Origin of the sequence: Streptomyces sp. NPDC000134, from assembly GCF_042899225.1 — a bacterium.
Lineage (GTDB): Bacteria > Actinomycetota > Actinomycetes > Streptomycetales > Streptomycetaceae > Streptomyces.
In genome coordinates this window covers 114,567-132,763 of record NZ_JBIAZN010000021.1, presented here as the reverse complement: position 1 = coordinate 132,763, position 18,197 = coordinate 114,567, and the positions used below count along the sequence as shown (strand labels likewise).

Sequence of the window (18,197 nt, the reverse complement as noted above, 5' to 3'; positions counted from 1 at the left end):
GGGATTCGCCGGGGCTCACCCCTCCAGCAGACGCTGCCCCACGTACTCGCCCTCGGCCGCCCCGCCCGGCACCGCGAACAGCCCGCTCGCCTCGTGCCGGACGAACGCCGACAGGGCGTCCCCGCGGTCCAGCTTGCGCTGCACCGGCACGAAGCCGCGCAGCGGATCGGCCTGCCAGCAGATGAACAGCAGCCCCGCGTCCGGCACCCCGTCCCGGTCGAAGCCGTCGTGGTACGAGAAGGGCCGGCGGAGCATCGCCGCACCGCCGTTCTGGTCGGGGCGCGTGATGCGCGCGTGCGCGTTGATCGGCACCACCAGGTTCCCGTCCCGGTCGGTCTTCTCCAGGTCCATCTCGGTCGTCTCGCCGCCCCCCGACAGCGGCGCCCCGTCCGCCTTGCGCCGCCCGATGACCCGCTCCTGCTCCCCGGGCGACAACTCCTCCCAGTCGTCGAGCAGCATCCGGATTCGGCGTACGACGGCATAGGAGCCGTTCGCCATCCACGCCGGGTCCTGCGAGCCGGACTCCGGCACCCAGATCCGCCGGTCGAAATCGGCCTCGGAGGGCTTGGGATTGCGGGTGCCGTCGACCTGGCCCATCAGGTTCCGGGCCGTCATCGGGTGGGCGGTGGCGCCCGGCGACCGGTTGAAGCCGTTCATCTGCCAGCGGACCCGGGCGGCCGGCCCGGCGTCCTTCTGGACCGCGCGCAGCGCGTGGAAGGCGACCAGCGCGTCGTCGGCGCCGATCTGCACCCACAGGTCGCCGTTGCTGCGGGCCCTGTCGAGATGGTCGGAGGAGAAGGCGGGCAGCGGATCGAGGGCGGCCGGGCGCTGCTTCTCCAGTCCCGTCCGGGCGAAGAAGCTGTGGCCGAACCCGAAGGTGACGGTCAGCGAGGACGGCCCCGCGTCCCGGGCCACGTCCGTGTCACCGGAACCGGCCGGTTCGCCCGCCATCAGCCGCCGGGCCGTGTCCGACCAGCGGCGCAGCAGCGCGGCGGCCTCCTTGCGCCCGGCGCCCGCCGCCAGGTCGAAGGCGACGAGATGGCCGCAGGCCTGTAGGGGCGTGGTGATGCCGGGCTGATGTTTCCCGTGAAACATCGCCCGGCCCTCCCCCAGCGAGGTCAGCGGCGTGGCCTCGGCGGGCGCGGCGGCGTACCCCGCGGCCCCGCCCGCCGCGCCGAGCACGAGCCCGGTGGCACCGGCGGTGCCGAGCAGCTTCCGCCGCGAGATGCCGCCCGCCGAGCCGGGGGCGTCGGCGGTCCCGGCCGCCCTCCCCGCGCTCTCGGTGCCCTCGTTGGCGGATTCGGCGGAGGCCGCGGGGATACGGGCCTCCGGGATGGACTGGTCAGCCATGGTGCGGTTCAGCCGATCTGCGCGTTCTTGGAGACGGTCACCTGGTCGATGTCGGAGGTCCGTACGGTCGCGGCGACCTCCCAGTCACCGGCCAGGGGCAACTGGACCCCGCTGGCCGACCAGTGTCCCGTGATGATGTGGTCGGGGGTGACGGGCAGCGGCCCGATGTCCTTGGACTTCAGGGTGAAGGCGAGCTTCAGCTCGGGGACGTCGACGGCACGGCCGTCCGGGGACTCGACGAAGACGTGCACGTCGTTGGCGCCCACCCGGGCCGGGTCGAGTTCGATCCGCACGACACCCTCGCCGTCCTTGCCGCCGGTGTCGAAGGGCAGCTCCAGGGAGACCGTCCCGGTGGCCGAGGCATCGCCGGAGGCGGCGGAGGACGAGGCGGCGGCCCGCGCCTCCTGCTCCGTACGCCCCGGTTCGGTCTGGGTCAGCACGGTGGTGACGGCCAGCAGGACGACGGCGACGCCCGCCTCGGCGAGCACGGAGCGGCGCAGTCCGAAGCGCCGCGGATCGGCGTTCCGCAGCTTCTTCTGCCGCGCGGCGTCCACCGCGGCCCGCTGCCGCGCGAGCTGAGCGGCCCGCTTGGCGTCCCCGACGGCCCCGGAGCCACCCGGCCCTTCGGGGCCGACCGCCCCGTCGGACGCCCCCGCCGCCCCGACCTGCTCCCTCTCCGGTGCGCGGACCCCGCCCCTGGGCCCGGGTACCGGCACCGCTCCCTCGGCCAGCTTCGCCGTCCACCGCCGGGACAGATACGCGATGCCCACCAGCACCGCCACCAGCCCGATCTTGGCGAGCAGCAACTGCCCGTACCGCGTATCGGTGAACGCCGACCAGGAGCCCAGTTGCCGCCAGGACTGGTAGCCGCCGGTCACCACCAGCGCGACCACGCTCCCGAAGGCGATCTTCGAGAACCGGCGTACGGCCGAGGCGTCCACCGGTGTCGCCGCGGGCGCCCGGTACAGGGCGACGAGCAGCGCGGTGAGCCCGCCCAGCCAGGCGGCGACGGCCAGCAGGTGGAGCACGTCGACCGGCATGGCGAGCCCCGCCTGGAGCCCGACCGAGGCGTGCTCGGACATCGCCCAGGTCGCGGCGAGCCCCGCCGCCACCACGGTCCCGCCGACGGCGAGCCCGAAGGTGAGGTCCCTCTTCTCGTCGTCCTCCCGCTTGTCGTACGCCCCGAACAGCACCGCGACGAACAGCGCCGCCGCGGCGAGCAGCAGCAGCCGGGAGACCAGCGCCGCGCCCGTCTTGGTCTGCAGGACCTCGCCGAGCAGTCCCAGGTCGAAGATGTCGCCGGCCGTGCCGGACCCGGTGTAGGAACCGCGCAGCAGCAGCATGGCGAGGGTGGCGGCGGTCAGCGCCAGCCACCCGGAGACCACCACCCGCTGCACGGCCCGCACCCCCGAGCCGCGCGGCCAGCAGGCGAGCACGAAGGCCGCGCCGCCGACCAGCACCACGAACCCCGCGTAGGCCACGTACCGCGCGAAGCCGTAGAGCCAGCCGACGGACCCGCCGCCCGCCGCCTCACCGCCGGCCGGGACGGAGGTCTCGGAGGGGGCGCCGATGGAGAAGGTGAAGGCACCGGAGACGGGATGGCTGTCTGCGGAGACCACCTGGTACGTCACGGTGTAGGTGCCGTCGGGCAGCCCGGAGTGGAGCGAGACGCCGTACGTGGTGCCGCTGACGTTGGACGGATCGCCCCGGTCGACGCGCTTGCCCCGGGGGTCGAGGACGCGCAGCGCGTCGTCGGCCACGGAGACCGACTCGGAGAAGGTGAGCGAGACCCGGGCCGGGGCCCGGTCGACCACCGCCCCCTGCCGGGGATCGCTGCCGGTCAGCGCGGCGTGCGCGGCGGCGGGGCCGGCGGCGGCGAACAGCGCGCAGACCGCTGCCAGGAGCAGCAGTACCAGCGTGCGGGCCCGTGGGGCGGCGGTCTGCGTCAAGGTGGTCCCTCCCTCAGTTCCCGGCGGTCGGCCGGTACGTGGCCGGCTTGACCGGCATCGCGACCGTGACGGGGTCGGAGCCGGCGAAGTGGAGTTCGACGGAGACCGTCTCACCCTGCTTCGGCCGTCGCTTCAGCTTGTCGAACATCAGGTGGTTGCCGCCGCTGCGCAGCACCAGCCTGCCGTGGGCGGGGACCGGGAGGCGGTCGGCCCGGCGCATCACCCCGTCGACCGTCTCGTGCACGGTGACCTCACCGGCGTCGCTGGTCACCGAGGTCAGCTCGGCCTCGGTGCCGCCGTCGTTGGCGATGGTCAGGAACCCGGCCGCCATCGAGTCGGAGACCGGCTGCGGCATGTAGGCGCCGCTGACCGAGAGCCGCGCGCCCGTGTCCTTGGCCCCGGAGTCCTCCGATCCACACCCCGTGAGGGCCAGCGCGCCGGTCAGCACCGCCGCGCACAGGGCGGGGCCTCTCACGGCTTCTCCCCCTTGATCAGCTTGGGGAGGTCCTTGGTGTAGTCGTCCACGGTGGCGTCCTCGCCGTACAGCACGTACCCCGCGTCGGTCTTCGGGGAGAAGGCGATGACCTGGGTGCCGTGCATGGAGACGACCTTGCCGTCCTTGTCCTTCTTCGGCGCCTCGATGGAGATGCCGACGGTGCGGGCGCCGGCCTGGATGGTGTCGAAGTCCCCGGTCAGGCCGATGACCTGCGGGTCGATGCCCTTGAGCCAACTGCCGAGGGCGGCGGGCGTGTCCCGTTCGGGGTCGGTGGTGACGAACACCACGCGCAGGTCGTCCTGTTCGGCCTTGGGCAACTGCTTCTTCGCCACGGCGATGTTGTTCATCGTCAGCGGGCAGACGTCGGGGCAGTTGGTGTAGCCGAAGTAGATCAGCGTGGGCTTGCCCGCGGTCCGCTCGCGCAGGTCGTACTCCTCGCCCCGCGTGTCGGTGAGGACCAGGTCCGGCTTCTCGAACGGCTTGTCGAGGACGGTGGCGGCCTGGTGGGCGGCGGGGTCCTCGGAGACCACGGAGACCGGCCGGCCGGCGTCGTCGCCGCCACCGCAGGCGGACAGGGTCAGGGAGGCGGCGGCGAGCAGGGCCGCCGCGGCGAACGTCTTCTTGCGCATAGAGAAATGTCCCAGTTGTGTGTGCACCGGCGCGCACCGGGGTCCCCCGGTCGGGGCGGGACCCCGGCGCGCACCGGACGAGAGTGCGTCAGGCGCCCGCGCGCCGGCGCCCGGCGAACACGCCGTAGGCGACGCCCGCCGCGCCGACGACGATGCCGGCGACGCCCAGGACGCGGGCGGTGGTGTCGGTCCCGCCGGAGGAGTCGTCGTCGGCCTCGGTGGTGGTGGTCTCGGCCGCCGCCTCGGTGTCGTCGGCCGCCTTGCCGCCCGAGGCGCCGTGGGCGTCGTCCCCGGCGTCGGACAGTTCGAGCACGGGCGCCGGGTGCTCGGGCTCCTCCTGGCCCTCCTGCGGCACCTCGATCCAGCGCACGACCTCCTTGTTGGAGTACGTCTGGACCGCCTTGAACACCAGCTCGTCGGCGTCCTCGGGCAGCGCGCCGAGGGAGACCGGGAACTGCTGGAAGAAGCCCGGCCGGATGCCGTCGCCGTCCGCCGTCCAGGTCACCTTGGTGACGGCCTTGGTGATCTTCTCGCCGTGCGACTCGATCGGCTTGTCCAGCGTGCCGACGGTGACCTTCGCCTCCCAGCCGTCGACCGGCTGCGGCATCACCGACGCCAGCGGGTGGTCGGCGGGCAGGGTGACCTCCAGCTTGGTGGTGGAGGCGTTGTCGCGCTCGTTGGGGACCTTGAAGTTGACCGTCGCGTAGCCGCCCTTGGCGGCCTCGCCCGCCGGCTGCACGCTGACGTGCGCGAAGGCGGGGGAGGACAGGACCAGGACGGTGGCACCGGCGAGGGCGCCGGCGGCGGCGATACGGGAAGCCTTCATGACAGAACACTCCGCTTCGATGAGTTCCGCGGACTCCGGGTGGAGCCCGGTGAGGGAGAGACGCGCACACGCGCGTGCCGCACGACGGCGTCCCCCTCCACCGGTGCGGCGGAGCGGCGGGCGCGTCGTGTCAGGCGGCGAGGACGAGCGCGGCGGCGGGCGGACCCCGCCGGATCACCGAGTGCTGGAGTGCGGTGGTACGCAGCCGTATAGGCGCGAGCGGGCAGGTGCGCGGCAGGCGCGCGGCCTCGGGGGCGTCCGGCGGCCCGGCGCACAGCAGGCGCACCAGCGCCAGCGCCGCGCGCAGGGAGCGGACGAGTGCCCCTTCGGCGACACAGTGCGCCGAGTGCGCGGACAGCTCGACGAGCCGGGCCAGGGCCAGGTCGCCGCGGCGCAGCAGCCAGCCGGTGACCACCGCCGCGAGGAGGTGTCCGAGCAGCATCGGCAGGGACGGCAGCAGGGAGCCCATCGCATCCCCGCCGGGGGCCGCCGCCTCGGCGGAGTGGCGCGCGTGCGTCCCGGGGGCGATCCGCGCGTCGGTGAGGATGCGCTGCGCCTGGGCGGGGCTGATCGCCGCCGCGGTGGTCCCGCACACCAGCCGCGCGGCCTGCTGGACCAGGGACCCGTCGGCCGCCGTACCGGCATCCGCGGCGGCGGCCGTCGTACTCCCGTGCTGCCCCAGGCCGAACAGCGCGTGCAGCGCCATCTGCCCGGCCGCCAGCAGCGCCACGATCCCCGGCAACGAGCGCTCGCGTCCGGCGAGCGGCGCGGCGACCGCGACCACCCCGAGGAACCCCACGCCCAGCGACCACGCCGGGACGCCGGCGCAGGAGGCCAGCGAGTGCCCCGCCCCGGCCAGCACGACGCAGACCGCGGCGAACACCGCGGCCCGCAGGAACCGGAGGTCCTTCCCGGCAGGGTGGGGGGCAGTCATGGCGGCCTCATCATCGCACCGGTCCCGCCCCCGGCGTACGGCAGGTCCGCAAGATGCCGTACGACCGGAAGGCCACCTTCTGTGGCGGGCCGTCCCTCATACACCGGGCGCAACCGGGGCGCATCCGCCGTATGGGCGTTCTCACGTCAACGCCGCGCTTACGTGCGGGCACACCGGGCAATACGTAACGGTATGTCGAGCCGCGGCCGGGAGGCTGGAGCATGAGCATCTGGTGGTCACTCCATCTGCGGCGCGAGGCCGCGAGCGTGCCGCTGGCCCGCCGCCTGCTGATCGGCACCATGGAGACCGCGGGCGTCGATCCCGACATCTCCTACGACCTCTCCGTCGCCCTCAGCGAGGCGTGCGCCAACGCCGTGGAGCACGGCGGGGACGACGGCCCGGACGGCGCGGGCGAGGCGTACCGGGTCACCGCCTATCTGGACGGCGAGCGCTGCCGCATCGAGGTCACCGACACCGGGCCCGGCTTCCCCGGCGCCCCCGTGGCCCGGCCGGCGCCCGTGGAGGCCGAGCACGGCCGGGGACTCGGGCTCATCCGGGAACTCGCCGACCATGTGCACGTCGGCACCGCGCCGGGCCGGCGCGGTGCCGTGGTGAGCTTCGACAAGATCCTCAAGTGGCGGAAGGACGCCCCGCTGGTCGCGGTGTGAACTCCCGCGCGGCGCTCAGCCCCTGAGCGCGGCCATCCACGCCTCGACCTCGTCGGAGCGGCGCGGCAGCCCGGCCGACAGGTTCCGGTTGCCGTCCTCGGTGACCAGGATGTCGTCCTCGATGCGGACGCCGATGCCCCGGTACTCCTCCGGCACGGTCAGGTCGTCGGCCTGGAAGTACAGCCCCGGCTCCACGGTGAGCACCATGCCGGGCTCCAGCGTCCCGTCGACGTACGCCTCCACGCGTGCGGCGGCGCAGTCGTGGACGTCCATGCCGAGCATGTGACCGGTGCCGTGCAGCGTCCAGCGGCGCTGCAGGCCCAGCTCCAGCACCCGCTCGACCGGGCCCTCGACGAGCCCCCACTCGACCAGCTTCTCGGTCAGCACGCGCTGCGCGGCGTCGTGGAAGTCGCGGTGCTTGGCGCCCGGCCGCACCGCCGCGATCCCGGCCTCCTGGGCCTCGTAGACCGCGTCGTAGACCTTCTTCTGGATCTCGCTGTACGTGCCGCTGATGGGCAGCGTGCGGGTGACGTCGGCGGTGTAGTACGTGTGCGTCTCCACGCCCGCGTCGAGCAGCAGCAGGTCGCCGGAGCGGACCGGGCCGTCGTTGCGCACCCAGTGCAGGGTGCAGGCGTGCGGGCCGGCGGCGGCGATGGTGCCGTAGCCGACGTCGTTGCCCTCCACGCGGGCGCGCAGGAAGAACGTGCCCTCGATGTAGCGCTCGCTGGTCGCCTCGGCCTTGTCGAGGACCTTCACCACGTCCTCGAAGCCGCGCACGGTGGAGTCGACCGCCTTCTGCAGCTCGCCGATCTCGAACTCGTCCTTCACCAGGCGGGCCTCGGAGAGGAAGACGCGCAGTTCCTCGTCGCGCTCGGCGGTGACCTTGTCGGTCAGCGCGGCCTCGACGCCGGCGTCGTACCCGCGCACCACGCGGACCGGGCCGGTGGCCTCGCGCAGCTTGCCCGTCAGTTCCCGCACGTCGGCGGCGGGGATGCCGTACAGCTTCGCGGCCTCGGTGAGGGAGTGCCGGCGGCCCACCCACAGCTCGCCCTGGCCGTCCAGCCAGAACTCGCCGTTCTCCCGGTCGGAGCGCGGCAGCAGGTAGATGGTGGCCTCGTGCCCCTCGCCCTCGGGCTCCATGACCAGGACGCCGTCCTCGGTCTGGTTGCCGGTGAGGTACGCGTACTCGACGGAGGCGCGGAAGGGGTACTCCGTGTCGTTGGAGCGGGTCTTCAGGTTGCCCGCCGGGACGACCAGGCGCTCGCCGGGGAAGCGGGCGGACAGCGCGGCGCGGCGGGCGGCCGTCTCGGCGGCCTGGGCGATCGGCTCCAGGTCGCGCAGCTCGGTGTCGGCCCAGCCGGACTTCATGTTCTCGGCCAGCTCGTCGGAGACGCCCTGGTACAGGCCGTTCTTCCGCTGCTTGATCGGCTCTTCCTCGGTGGTCTCCGGGGTCTCCGGAAGCTCCTCCGCCACGGTCATCCTCCTCGATACGGCACTGGACCACCCCCCATCGTACGGTCGCGTGGAAGGGGGCCCAGGGGCGAAGGACCTGTTACACCGGGCGGCTACTCGAAGCCGATCGCCAGCAGGACGACGTCCTCCTCGGAGTCGGCCCGGTCGGCCCCGTCCGGCAGGACGGTGCGCAGGACGTGGTCGGCGACGGCGTCCGGGTCGCGCCGCTTGGCCCGGGGGACGCCGGCCGCCGCCGCGTGCAGCCTGGCGAAGGCGCGGTCGGCCGGGTCGCCGGTGCGGCGCAGCAACCCGTCGGTATAGAGCAGAACCGTCTCTTCAGGCTCTGCCTGGAGTTCCACGCTCGGCGCTTCCCAGCAGGCCAGCATGTTCAGCGGCGCGGAGACGGCGGTCTCCACGAACTTCGTGCGCCGGGCGCCGGTCAGCAGCGGCGGGCAGTGCCCGGCGCCGGCCAGCGTGATCCGGCGCAGCGCGGGCTCGCAGTACCCGAACAGGGCGGTCGCCGAGCGGGCCGGTTCGGTGAGCCGGAGCAGCAGTTCCAGGTCGGACAGGACGGCGACCGGGTCCTCGCCCTCCATCACGGCGTACGCCCGCAAGGAGGCGCGCAGCCGTCCCATCGCGGCGACCGCGGCCGGTCCCGACCCGGTGACGGAGCCGACGCTGAGGCCGAGCGCCGCGTCCGGCAGCGGCAGCGCGTCGTACCAGTCGCCGCCGCCGCGCGGCCCGGTGCGGTGCCGGACGGCGACCCGGACCCCGGCGACCCGCGGCAGCCGGGAGGGCAGCAGTTCCTCGGCGAGCGTCGACATGCGCGTGCGCGTGCGCTCCGTCTCCAGCAGCCGGGCGAGGTGTTCGGCGGCGTAGCGGGCGTACAGCCCGGCCAGGTGCCGCTGCCGCTCGCGCGGTTCGGCGGGCTCGTCGTACAGCCAGACGGCGGCTCCGAGGCGGCCGGCGGTCTCGGTGCGCAGGGGGAGCGTGAAGCTGGCGGCGTAGCCGAGGCGGACGGCGACCTCGCGGTGCCGGGGGTCGAGTCCCTCCCCGGCGAACAGGTCGGGCTCGGCGATCCCGCCCTCGCCGACCGGCAGGCCCTCCAGGACCCGCCCGTACGGCGAGGAGGCGCGCGGGACGGTCTCCAGGTGGCCGAGGTCGGCGCGGGCCAGTCCCAGGCCGGTCGTGGTCCCGGGGCCGAGTCCGTCGGCCGGTTCCAGGACGACGAGGCCGCGCCGGGCGCCCACCAGGGCGGCACCGGCCCGCAGCAGTTCCTGCGCCGCGTCGGCGAGGGTGCCGGTCCGGGCCAGCCGTTCGGTCAGTTCGTGCAGGGTGGTGAGGTCGGAGACCCAGCCCGCGAGCCGGTCCTGGAGGAGGGCGCCCGGTGCGGCGGGGGAGTCCGGCGGTGGTACGGGAGTGACAGGCGCGACAGTCTGTGCCGGTGAGGGAACCGTGGGATCGATTCCGGCCACTTTCGGAGGGAGCGGGGCGTTCATGGCAACCGGCTTTCCGACCGGCGCATACTGCTCAAAAGCATCGCGAACCCCCATGTCATTCTGCGCCGCTAGCAGTGTCTCCACATGTACACGCACTCGTGAGGGGATGTCCAGCATTGTCCTGCTGGGATTCCTGGTGTCCGGGGGACGTGAGCGACTTCCTTCTCGACATCTTGCGAAAAAGCAAAGTTGGCTTGAAACTACCCTGGAGGACGGCTTGTTGCGGTCGACTGGGGGTGCTCCACGGAGCGTCACAGCGGTCGTGATGGGTACGTACTCGGTGAAGGCCAGGGCTGGTGGCAAGCCACCCGGAACCTGGCGGTGGAACCGGGCGTCCTATCCACCGACGACCGTGCCCCATCCTCCCGTGGCGGAGGCGGAGAGAAATACGCGGGACGGCAAAACGCCAGACTTCGCCACCCCCGCGCCACGCCCATGCTTTTGATGGACGCAGTATGGACGGACCGGCCGCGGACAGCAGCAATGCTCGGCCCATAGGGGTTCCCCTTGCCTCCAGCAGGGGTGTGATGCGCCAACAGCTACGCACAGCGAAGTGATCGACACATGGTGTGATGCGGACCACGGTGTTGCCAGGCGTGCAACGGAAAGGAACGAGCGCTCATGCGCGAGATCCTCGGAAGGCGACGCGGGCTCCTGTCCCAGCGCGACACAGGGCCTGACCTGCTCAGTGCGGCCCTGACCTGCGCCACGGAATGGCAGTGGCCCGTCCTCCCGGGCGTGGCGGCGGACCCGCGGGGACGTTCCCGCTGCTGCTGCCCCGACCCGGAGTGCACGGTGCCCGGAGCGCATCCCTTCGACCCCGGCCTCCTCGCGGCCAGCACCGACGCGCGCATGGTGCGCTGGTGGTGGACCAACCGCCCGGCGGCACCGATCGTCCTCGCCACCGGCGGCACGGCGCCCTGCGCGGTGTCCCTGCCCGCGCCGGCGGCCGCCCGCGCCCTGACCGCGCTCGACCGGACGGGCATCCGGCTCGGCCCGGTCGTCGCCTCCCCGACCCGCTGGTCGATCCTGGTCAAGCCGTACTCCATGGAGCAGTTGGGCGAGCTGCTCTACGCCAAGGACTTCGTCCCCGGCTCCCTCCGCTTCCACGGCGAGGGCGGCTACCTCGCGCTGCCGCCGTCCGAGACCGGCCGGGGCGCCGTCCGCTGGGAGCGGGCCCCGCTGCCCGGCTCGGCCTCGCCCTGGGTGCCCGACGTCGAGGCCGTGGTCGACGCGGTGGTCGACGCCCTCACTCGTACGGGTGTGAGCGCCCCCGAGGTGTAGCGGCGCCCGGCGTGCACGGACCGGGGGGCCGGCCGCGGTCGTTATCGTCCGCCTCATGCCGCTGCACCCTGGAGAGCACCGCGCGTGCGCCGGACGCCACCGTGCCGGGGCGGCCGCCCGGCGGCTGCGTCTGTTCGCCCTCGTGGGGGTGGTGACGGGCGCGGTCGTCCTGCCGTACGCGGTGGCCACGGCGGGCTCCGAACGCGTCCGGACGGGAGGGGGGCCGCCGGGGCGGGGTGGCCAGCGCGCCACCGGAGTCCTGGAGAGCCTCGGTTCTGGTGCCGGAGTCGTCGAGGGTGCCGGTTCTGGTGTCGGAGGCGTCGAGGGTGCCGGTGCTGGTGTCGGAGGCGTCGAGGGCGCCGGTTCCGGTACCGGTGCCGTGGACGGCAAGGGGCCGGAGCGGGCCGGGCGCGGTGCGCCGGCCTCCACGCCCTCCCCCGCCGCGCCGCCGCTGGGCCTGGGGCCGGCCACCGCCGTGCGCTGCGGACCCGAGCCGGCCTCCCCGGAGGGCATCGAGGCGCAGACCTGCGTCCTGACCCAGGGTGAGCGGACCTGGGCACGCGCCTACTACCGCAACGCGGCCGGGCACCCCCTGCACGCGGTGCTCGGTCTGCTGGGACCCGCGGGCCGCACCGCCCAGTCGCGCTGCGCGGTCGGTGCCGGGGACGAGCCGGGATCGTGCGACACACCACGGGAGCGCGTCCGGGGTCCGGCGGGTGCCTGCACGGCCTTCGCGGAGTTCGAGGAGTTCGCGGACCGCGGCGGCCATGGCCCGCTGCTGCTCCGCACGGGGAGCAACTCGCCCCTGCCGACGGGCAGTTGACGTGCGACTGCGGACCGTGAGCGGCCGCAGGCATGCAAAGACCCGGTTGCTGGCGACGGGGGATGCACCAGCAACCGGGCTACTCGAACCGTAACAAGAGATCGGCGGTTAGCAAATTCGATCTCTGCTTTTCCGGTCACCGACTGGCTTGTCCCGAGCGGAAGTTGTGACTGGAGTCACCCGCCCGGGGCGCCGCCCCGCGGCCGGCCCGTCGGCCGCGGCGCGGCGCTCCCGCGCGGGCGGACGTCAACTGAGCGTGACCTGCCGGTTGGTGAGACCGCCACGGGCCCGGCGCTCCTCGGGGCTGAGCGGCGCCTCGGTGGCGAGGGCCTCGGCGAGGCGCTCGGCGAACTCGGCGGCGGGCTTCTCCACGTCCTGCGCCGTGACCCCGCTGGGCAGGTCCCAGACCGGCACGGTCAGTCCGTGAGCGCGGAAGGACCCGACCAGCCGGGTGCCCTCGCCGAGGGAGGACCGCCCCGCCGCGTGCAGCCTGGCGAGGGCGTCCAGCAGGCGCTCCTCCTCGTGCGGCATGACCCAGCGCAGGTGGTTCTTCTCCGGGGTCTCGCACCAGTACGCGGCGTCGACGCCGGTCAGCTTGACGGTCGGGATGGCCGCGGCGTTGGCCCGCTCCAGGGAGGCGGACACCTCGGCGGTGGTGTTCTCCGCGTCGGGGACCCAGAACTCGAATCCGTCATGTACCACTGGCTCGAAAGCGCCCTCGGGGTCGAGCAGGTCCTGCAGCCGGGGGCCGTCGGCCGGTGCCCGGCGGGCCGGCACCGGGGTGCCCGGCTCGGCGGTCAGGGCGCGCCGGAGGGTGTCGGCGAGGTCGCGGCTGATGTCGCCGGACGCCGTGTCGTTCTGCAGGCCCAGGAGGACCGAGCCGTCGTCGCGGCGCAGGGCCGGCCAGGCCATCGGCAGGACGGTCGCGAGGGTGACGGACGGGACGTCCTCGGGGAGGCCGTCCTTCAGCGTCAGCCCGGCCGTGGCGGCGGGGACCAGCTCGCGCAGCGCGACCCAGTCGCACTCGCCGGGCAGCCCCTCGAACGGGCGCTGCACCAGCTCGGTCACGGCCTGTGCGGCGGCCCGGCCGTGGCAGGCCTTGTAGCGGCGGCCGCTGCCGCAGGGGCAGGGCTCGCGGGCGCCGACCACCGGGATCTCTCCGTCGAGCTGAGGGCGCTTGGCCTTCGTCTGAGGTCGCTTCTTGGCCATGGTGGGGTCTCCCGGTTACGGCTTCTCGTACGGGCGCGAGCCTAGCCGTTCACACCATGGCCGACGGGGCCCTGTGGACAACCCCGGAGCGGGCGACGGTCCCGGGTTCCGCGGTCAGCCCAGGTCGTCGAACGCGTCCGCGAAGTCCAGCCCCGGTATCTCGGACACCGACGGGGCCGCGACCCGGGTGGCGAAGTCGGCACGGCGGTGCCCGGCGTCCGGGTCGTACACGTCCTCGTGGACGACGGCCCAGACGGTGACCTCGCCGCAGGCGTCGTCCCGGACGCCCCAGTCGTCGGCCAGCGCGGTGATGATGTTGAGTCCCCGTCCGCCGTGCGCCGTGACCGACGGGGTCGCCGGGGCCGGGCGGGTCGGGCCACCGCCGTCCGTGACCTCGACGATCAGCCGGCCGCCCGGGTCCACCCGCCAGGCGGCCCGGACGTCGCCGTCACCGGCCAGGGCGTCGCCCAGTGGTCGGCCGTGCTTGCACGCGTTGCTCAAAAGTTCGGAAAGGATCAGTACGGCATCGTCGATGACCGATTCCGCCACCCCGCCGGTGCGCAACTGATCACGCATACGGTGTCTTGCTGCCCCCACGCCCGCAGGGCCATGGGGTACGGCCATGCTCGACGACGTGGGCACCTCCTGTGCCACCACAAACGCCACCCCCGAGACCTCCTTCGCCCCACGCCACGGTGTGGATGCCCCATTGGCCTGAACCGGAAACCGGCCGGTACCCGCCCGGTGACGCACTCGACACGGACGGACACGCTCCGAACGCGCCGGTGCACACCCCGTGAGGGGTCAGGGGTCCAGGTGGTCGGTTTGCCCGTTTCGCTCGTCCCGGCCGGGGCGGCCGAGGTGGTCGAGCACCGCGCGGGGGCGGTTGGTGATGACGGCGTCCACGCCGAGGCCCGCGCAGAGGTCCACGTCCCGGGTCTCGTTCACGGTCCACACGTGCACCTGGTGGCCGGCCCGCTTCAGGCGCTCGACGTACCCGGGGTGGCTGCGCACGATCCGGAGCGAGGGGCCGGCGATCCCGACGCCTGCGGGCAGCTTCCCGTCGCGCAGCCGGGGCGAGACGAACTGCATCAGATAGACCGTCGGCAGCGTCGGCGAGGCCGCCCGCACCCGGTGCAGCGACCGCGCGGAGAAGCTCATCACGCGCACCGGCGACTCCTCGCCACGAGGCGGCGCGTCCAGCCCGAACCGCTTGAGCAGCACCAGCAGCCGCTCCTCCACCTGACCCGCCCACCGCGTGGGGTGCTTGGTCTCGATGGCCAGCTCGACCCGGCGCCCGGCGTCGGCCACGAGTTCGAGCAACCGCTCCAGGGTCAGTACGGAGGTCACCTCGCGGTCCTCCGGGCGGTGCACCCAGTCCGGCTCCTCGTCGCGGACCCCGGCGCCCCCGCGCGTCTTCCAGGAACCGAAGTCCAGCGCGGCCAGATCGGCCAGCTCCAGGGCGGAGACCGCGCCGCGGCCGTTGGACGTACGGTTGACGCGGCGGTCGTGGACGCACACCAGGTGGCCGTCGGCGGTCAGGCGCACATCGCACTCCAGGGCGTCCGCCCCGTCCTCGATCGCCTTGCGGTACGCGGCCAGGGTGTGCTCCGGAGCCTCCTCCGAGGCCCCGCGGTGGGCGACGACCTGGATGCGGTGCTGTCGTGCGTGGGTCACCGCGTCATGGTGCCACCGCGCGGGGGTAGGCGGGGTACCGACGGGATGCCGAGGCGAGGACTTCCTGTCCGAAAGGCCCTAAATTACCGATGTAAGTAAAGGCCGTGAACCCACAGCAACGCCTTATGGTGCTCTGACGGCCCGTGGGAAAAGCTGACGGCATACAAACTGACATGTGCAGCGGTACCGCGCCGGACCGTCGGGCCGGCGCGCCCAGGCGTGGCTGAGTGCGACCGAACGACAGCCGTGGATCGAGGAGAGAAGCTGTGAGCACCGAGAACGAGGGCACCGCGGTACCCCCGGCCCCGTCCGCACCTCCCGTGCCGGTGGATTCTCCCGCAGCCTCCGCGCAGCAGCAGGCCCCGGGCGACGCCTCCCAGCACCGGCCGCCGTACGCGCCGCCCGCTGCGGCGGCGCCGGGTCCGCAGGGCGTCCAGGGCTCGGCTCCCGACGCCTCCTGGCCGCCGCCCCCGCCGCCCGCCACCCCGTCGTACGGCGGCGGAGGCGGCGACGGTACGGGCGGTCCCGGCGGAGAGGGCGGACCGGGCGGCCCCGGAAGCTGGGGCGCTCCCTACCAGCAGCCCGCGCCGAAGTCCGGCCGCGGGCGCGGCGGGCTGTTCGCCGGCGTCCTGGTGGCCGCGCTGGTGGCGGGCGGCCTGGGCGGCGGCCTCGGCTACACGCTCGCCGAGAACAACGACGACAGCGGCTCCACCACGGTCGCCGCCTCCGACACCGGCGGCTCCCTCAAGCGCGACCCGGGCACGGTCGCGGGCGTGGCCGCCCGGTCGCTGCCCAGCACGGTCACCATCGAGGCCGAGAGCAACAGCGGCGAGGGCGGCACCGGCACCGGCTTCGTCTTCGACAAGCAGGGCCACATCCTCACCAACAACCACGTGGTCGCCGAGGCGGTCGACGGCGGCAAGCTCTCCGCCACCTTCCCCGACGGCAAGAAGTACGACGCCACGGTGGTCGGCCACGCCCAGGGCTACGACGTCGCCGTCATCAAACTCCAGAACGCGCCGTCCAACCTCAAGCCGCTCGCCCTCGGCGACAGCGACAAGGTGGCCGTCGGCGACTCCACGATCGCCATCGGCGCCCCCTTCGGCCTGTCCAACACCGTGACCACCGGCATCATCAGCGCCAAGGACCGCCCGGTCGCCTCCAGCGACGGCAGCTCCACCAGCAAGGCGTCCTACATGAGCGCCCTGCAGACCGACGCCTCCATCAACCCCGGCAACTCCGGCGGCCCGCTGCTGGACGCCCAGGGCAACGTCATCGGGATCAACTCCGCGATCCAGTCCGCGAGCAACGGCCTCGGCGGCACCGGCCAGGCCGGTTCCATCGGCCTGGGCTTCGCCATCCCGATCAACCAGGCCAAGTACGTCGCCCAGCAACTGATCAAGTCCGGCAAGCCGGTGTACGCGAAGATCGGCGCCTCCGTCTCCCTGGAGCAGACCACCGACGGCGCCAAGATCACCGACCAGGGCGTCGGCGGCGCCGAACCGGTCGAGCCGGGCGGCCCCGCCGCCGACGCCGGCCTCAAGCCCGGCGACGTCATCACCAAGCTCGACGACCACGTCATCGACAGCGGCCCGACCCTGATCGGCGAGATCTGGACCCACCAGCCCGGCGACAAGGTCACGGTCACCTACGAGCGCGGCGGCAAGGAACACACCGTCGAACTCACCCTCGGCTCCAAGACCGGCGACGACTGACCCCCACCCGCCCTCGCCGACCCGTTACCCTGGTCCCCGCGCCGCCGATCACGACCGGCGCGGGGTGGGTTGCCCGAGCGGCCTAAGGGAACGGTCTTGAAAACCGTCGTGGCGGCGACGTCACCGTGGGTTCAAATCCCACACCCACCGCGCAGTTACGGCCCCCGACCAGTACATATGGTCGGGGGCCGTAGCCATGCTCGCTACCAGCCGGGCCCCACTGCTCCCCCTGGTTTCCCGACCGACCGGGCGCGGAAGGGGCACGACTGGGGCACGCCCTGAGCGGCGCTACCGAGTCGTCTACCGGTTGATCGGAATTTCGTAGACGATCTCGCAGTGAGCGGCGGGCACGATGATGTCCGCCGTCTCGACCGGCCGCCCCTGGTCGCTGTAGTAGGTCCGGCGGATGTGCGTGACGAGCGCGGCCTTCTGAATTTCGAGCAGCGACGCCTCTTCGGCGGTTGCCTGCCTGGGCTCCGGCTGCTCGACGGCATGGTTGACGGTGATGCCGATGGCGGCCATCCGGTTCACGACACCCGCCCCGGCGTGCGGCCCGCCCTCGGGAAGGACGACGAGGGTGCCGGCGGTGAGTTCGTACGGTTCCCAGCTCGGTCGGTGGATCGATCTGGCGGAGGGTCGGACGACCGTGCGGGACTGGTCGACTCGCTGGCTTGCCGCCGTGTCCCTGCAGCTCAAGCACAAGACGCAAGCGACGTACCGGTCACTGATCAACTCGCTGATCGTTCCGGCGCTGGGCGACCGTGAGCTGTCCAGTCTCCGGCCGATGACGGTCGCCGAGTGGGTCGGCGGGATGCGCACCAAGGGACTCAGCGCGTCCCGAATTAGGCAGGCGTACCGGGTCCTGTCACGGATCATGCAGTCCGCCGTCGACAACGACATGATCCCGCAGACGCCGTGCCGGGGCGTGAAGCTGCCACGGATGCCACAGACGGAGCCGCACATCCTGACCCCGCTCGAAGCCTCGCGGATCGTCCGGAACGCAGCCAAGCCGCACGATCTGCTGATCGCGCTTCTCGCATACGCGGGCCTGCGGGTCGGCGAGGCGTTCGCTCTCCGCCGCACGGACATCGATGTCTCCGGCGGCTTCGTCCTGGTTGACGAGAACCTGGCGAAAGCAAACGGCACCCTGGTCTTCGACACCCCGAAGTCACATCAGAAGCGGCTCCTCCGCGTCGGCCCGTCCCTCGCCAAGCGACTCGACCGGCACTTGGAGACTCTCCCCGGCGGGGACGACGCGCTCCTGTTCATCACCCCCGGCGGCAAGCCGCTGCGCTACAACCAGTGGCGCAAGGCGTACTTCGATCCGGCGGTGTCGGCGGCGGGGCTGACCGACGTGACTCCGCACGATCTCCGGGCCTTGCACGGGACATGGGCCGCCGATCGGTAGGGCGTGATGACCGCCGCTCACCGACTCGGTCATTCGAACGCGAGCGTCACGACCCGGCACTATGCCCGGCCAGTTGCCGGTCGTGACGATCAGGTTGCAGAGGCGTCGGATACGTGGTTCACGAGCAGTGACCACAATGATCCGCACCACTGAGTTGGTATCGCACCCGAAGTCCCCCTGGTCGCGCGCCGATCAGGGGAATTCCGCTGTTTCGGCACCGTCTGGTCCGAGCGGACGGAGGCATGAAACTAACTACAGAAAGCGACTTGTTACTTTCT

Annotated in this window: 15 protein-coding genes, 1 tRNA gene and 2 pseudogenes; 6 read left to right on the top strand and 12 right to left on the bottom strand. The window is 73.0% G+C overall.

From position 1 onward, the window contains the following. Nucleotides 1-15 precede the first annotated feature (15 nt). The 6 genes from efeB to ACFY32_RS27805 all read right to left on the bottom strand — a co-directional run bounded on the left by efeB (nucleotide 16) and on the right by ACFY32_RS27805 (nucleotide 6,184). Nucleotides 16-1,350, bottom strand: a complete 1,335-nt coding sequence (gene efeB / locus ACFY32_RS27830; protein WP_390675593.1) for an iron uptake transporter deferrochelatase/peroxidase subunit — start codon at nucleotides 1,348-1,350, stop codon at nucleotides 16-18. 8 nt (nucleotides 1,351-1,358) lie between these two features. Continuing rightward, complete coding sequence (locus ACFY32_RS27825; RefSeq protein WP_390675592.1) at nucleotides 1,359-3,299, bottom strand: copper resistance CopC/CopD family protein; 1,941 nt, start codon at nucleotides 3,297-3,299, stop codon at nucleotides 1,359-1,361. A 13-nt stretch (nucleotides 3,300-3,312) separates the two neighbouring features. After that, nucleotides 3,313-3,774 carry a copper chaperone PCu(A)C gene (locus ACFY32_RS27820; protein WP_390675591.1) on the bottom strand — a complete coding sequence of 154 codons (462 nt, stop codon included), beginning with the start codon at nucleotides 3,772-3,774 and terminating at the stop codon, nucleotides 3,313-3,315. Beyond that, the gene (locus ACFY32_RS27815) at nucleotides 3,771-4,424 is read right to left on the bottom strand and encodes an SCO family protein (RefSeq protein WP_359190573.1); all 654 of its coding nucleotides are present in this window, start codon (nucleotides 4,422-4,424) and stop codon (nucleotides 3,771-3,773) included. Before ACFY32_RS27815 ends, ACFY32_RS27820 begins: the two co-directional genes overlap by 4 nt. Before the next feature lie 88 nt (nucleotides 4,425-4,512). After that, a complete protein-coding gene (locus tag ACFY32_RS27810) occupies nucleotides 4,513-5,250 on the bottom strand; it encodes a YcnI family protein (protein ID WP_359190576.1) in 738 nt (245 codons plus the stop codon). Nucleotides 5,251-5,380: 130 nt separating this feature from the next. Next, entirely contained in the window at nucleotides 5,381-6,184 is an 804-nt protein-coding gene (locus ACFY32_RS27805; RefSeq protein WP_390675590.1) for a hypothetical protein, read from the bottom strand. A 221-nt stretch (nucleotides 6,185-6,405) separates the two neighbouring features. On the opposite strand from ACFY32_RS27805, the gene ACFY32_RS27800 reads away from it, so the two are divergent. Next, entirely contained in the window at nucleotides 6,406-6,852 is a 447-nt protein-coding gene (locus ACFY32_RS27800) for an ATP-binding protein (protein WP_359190583.1), read from the top strand. Between the two features lie 15 nt (nucleotides 6,853-6,867). On the opposite strand, the gene ACFY32_RS27795 is transcribed toward ACFY32_RS27800, so the two are convergent. Further along, a complete protein-coding gene (locus ACFY32_RS27795) occupies nucleotides 6,868-8,331 on the bottom strand; it encodes an aminopeptidase P family protein (protein ID WP_359190586.1) in 1,464 nt (487 codons plus the stop codon). Between the two features lie 86 nt (nucleotides 8,332-8,417). Further along, nucleotides 8,418-9,803: a PP2C family protein-serine/threonine phosphatase gene (locus tag ACFY32_RS27790; protein WP_359190589.1), complete on the bottom strand. Its 1,386-nt coding sequence runs from the start codon at nucleotides 9,801-9,803 to the stop codon at nucleotides 8,418-8,420. 621 nt (nucleotides 9,804-10,424) lie between these two features. Between ACFY32_RS27790 and ACFY32_RS27785 the strand changes: the two genes are divergently transcribed. Next, the gene (locus tag ACFY32_RS27785; RefSeq protein ID WP_359190592.1) at nucleotides 10,425-11,087 is read left to right on the top strand and encodes a bifunctional DNA primase/polymerase; all 663 of its coding nucleotides are present in this window, start codon (nucleotides 10,425-10,427) and stop codon (nucleotides 11,085-11,087) included. 55 nt (nucleotides 11,088-11,142) lie between these two features. Then, a complete protein-coding gene (locus tag ACFY32_RS27780; protein WP_390675589.1) occupies nucleotides 11,143-11,910 on the top strand; it encodes a hypothetical protein in 768 nt (255 codons plus the stop codon). 246 nt (nucleotides 11,911-12,156) lie between these two features. Here the strand turns inward: ACFY32_RS27780 and ACFY32_RS27775 are convergent, their stop codons facing one another. From ACFY32_RS27775 to ACFY32_RS27765, 3 genes are all read right to left on the bottom strand, one after another. Further along, nucleotides 12,157-13,119, bottom strand: a complete 963-nt coding sequence (locus tag ACFY32_RS27775) for a DUF5926 family protein (protein ID WP_359190598.1) — start codon at nucleotides 13,117-13,119, stop codon at nucleotides 12,157-12,159. Nucleotides 13,120-13,233: 114 nt separating this feature from the next. Then, a complete protein-coding gene (locus tag ACFY32_RS27770; protein WP_390675588.1) occupies nucleotides 13,234-13,872 on the bottom strand; it encodes an ATP-binding protein in 639 nt (212 codons plus the stop codon). 51 nt (nucleotides 13,873-13,923) lie between these two features. Then, the gene (locus ACFY32_RS27765) at nucleotides 13,924-14,796 is read right to left on the bottom strand and encodes a glycerophosphodiester phosphodiesterase (RefSeq protein ID WP_359190604.1); all 873 of its coding nucleotides are present in this window, start codon (nucleotides 14,794-14,796) and stop codon (nucleotides 13,924-13,926) included. Nucleotides 14,797-15,062: 266 nt separating this feature from the next. Between ACFY32_RS27765 and ACFY32_RS27760 the strand changes: the two genes are divergently transcribed. Next, nucleotides 15,063-16,511, top strand: coding sequence for a S1C family serine protease (locus tag ACFY32_RS27760; protein ID WP_390675587.1), 1,449 nt, complete (start codon nucleotides 15,063-15,065; stop codon nucleotides 16,509-16,511). Nucleotides 16,512-16,574: 63 nt separating this feature from the next. Further along, nucleotides 16,575-16,661: transfer RNA gene (locus ACFY32_RS27755), tRNA-Ser, on the top strand. Between the two features lie 150 nt (nucleotides 16,662-16,811). Here the strand turns inward: ACFY32_RS27755 and ACFY32_RS27750 are convergent. Beyond that, a pseudogene (locus ACFY32_RS27750) lies at nucleotides 16,812-17,120 on the bottom strand (UTRA domain-containing protein); the annotation flags it as partial. Between the two features lies 1 nt (nucleotide 17,121). Between ACFY32_RS27750 and ACFY32_RS27745 the strand changes: the two are divergent. Continuing rightward, a pseudogene (locus ACFY32_RS27745) lies at nucleotides 17,122-18,072 on the top strand (tyrosine-type recombinase/integrase); the annotation flags it as partial. Between the last annotated feature and the right edge of the window lie 125 nt (nucleotides 18,073-18,197).

Coding starts and splice junctions, on each gene's coding strand:
- efeB (WP_390675593.1), bottom strand. CDS start 1,350: ATGGCTGACCAGTCCATCCCGGAGGCCCGTATCCCCGCGGCCTCCGCC.
- ACFY32_RS27815 (WP_359190573.1), bottom strand. CDS start 4,424: ATGCGCAAGAAGACGTTCGCCGCGGCGGCCCTGCTCGCCGCCGCCTCC.
- ACFY32_RS27810 (WP_359190576.1), bottom strand. CDS start 5,250: ATGAAGGCTTCCCGTATCGCCGCCGCCGGCGCCCTCGCCGGTGCCACC.
- ACFY32_RS27805 (WP_390675590.1), bottom strand. CDS start 6,184: ATGACTGCCCCCCACCCTGCCGGGAAGGACCTCCGGTTCCTGCGGGCC.
- ACFY32_RS27800 (WP_359190583.1), top strand. CDS start 6,406: ATGAGCATCTGGTGGTCACTCCATCTGCGGCGCGAGGCCGCGAGCGTG.
- ACFY32_RS27795 (WP_359190586.1), bottom strand. CDS start 8,331: ATGACCGTGGCGGAGGAGCTTCCGGAGACCCCGGAGACCACCGAGGAA.
- ACFY32_RS27790 (WP_359190589.1), bottom strand. CDS start 9,803: ATGAACGCCCCGCTCCCTCCGAAAGTGGCCGGAATCGATCCCACGGTT.
- ACFY32_RS27785 (WP_359190592.1), top strand. CDS start 10,425: ATGCGCGAGATCCTCGGAAGGCGACGCGGGCTCCTGTCCCAGCGCGAC.
- ACFY32_RS27780 (WP_390675589.1), top strand. CDS start 11,143: ATGCCGCTGCACCCTGGAGAGCACCGCGCGTGCGCCGGACGCCACCGT.
- ACFY32_RS27775 (WP_359190598.1), bottom strand. CDS start 13,119: ATGGCCAAGAAGCGACCTCAGACGAAGGCCAAGCGCCCTCAGCTCGAC.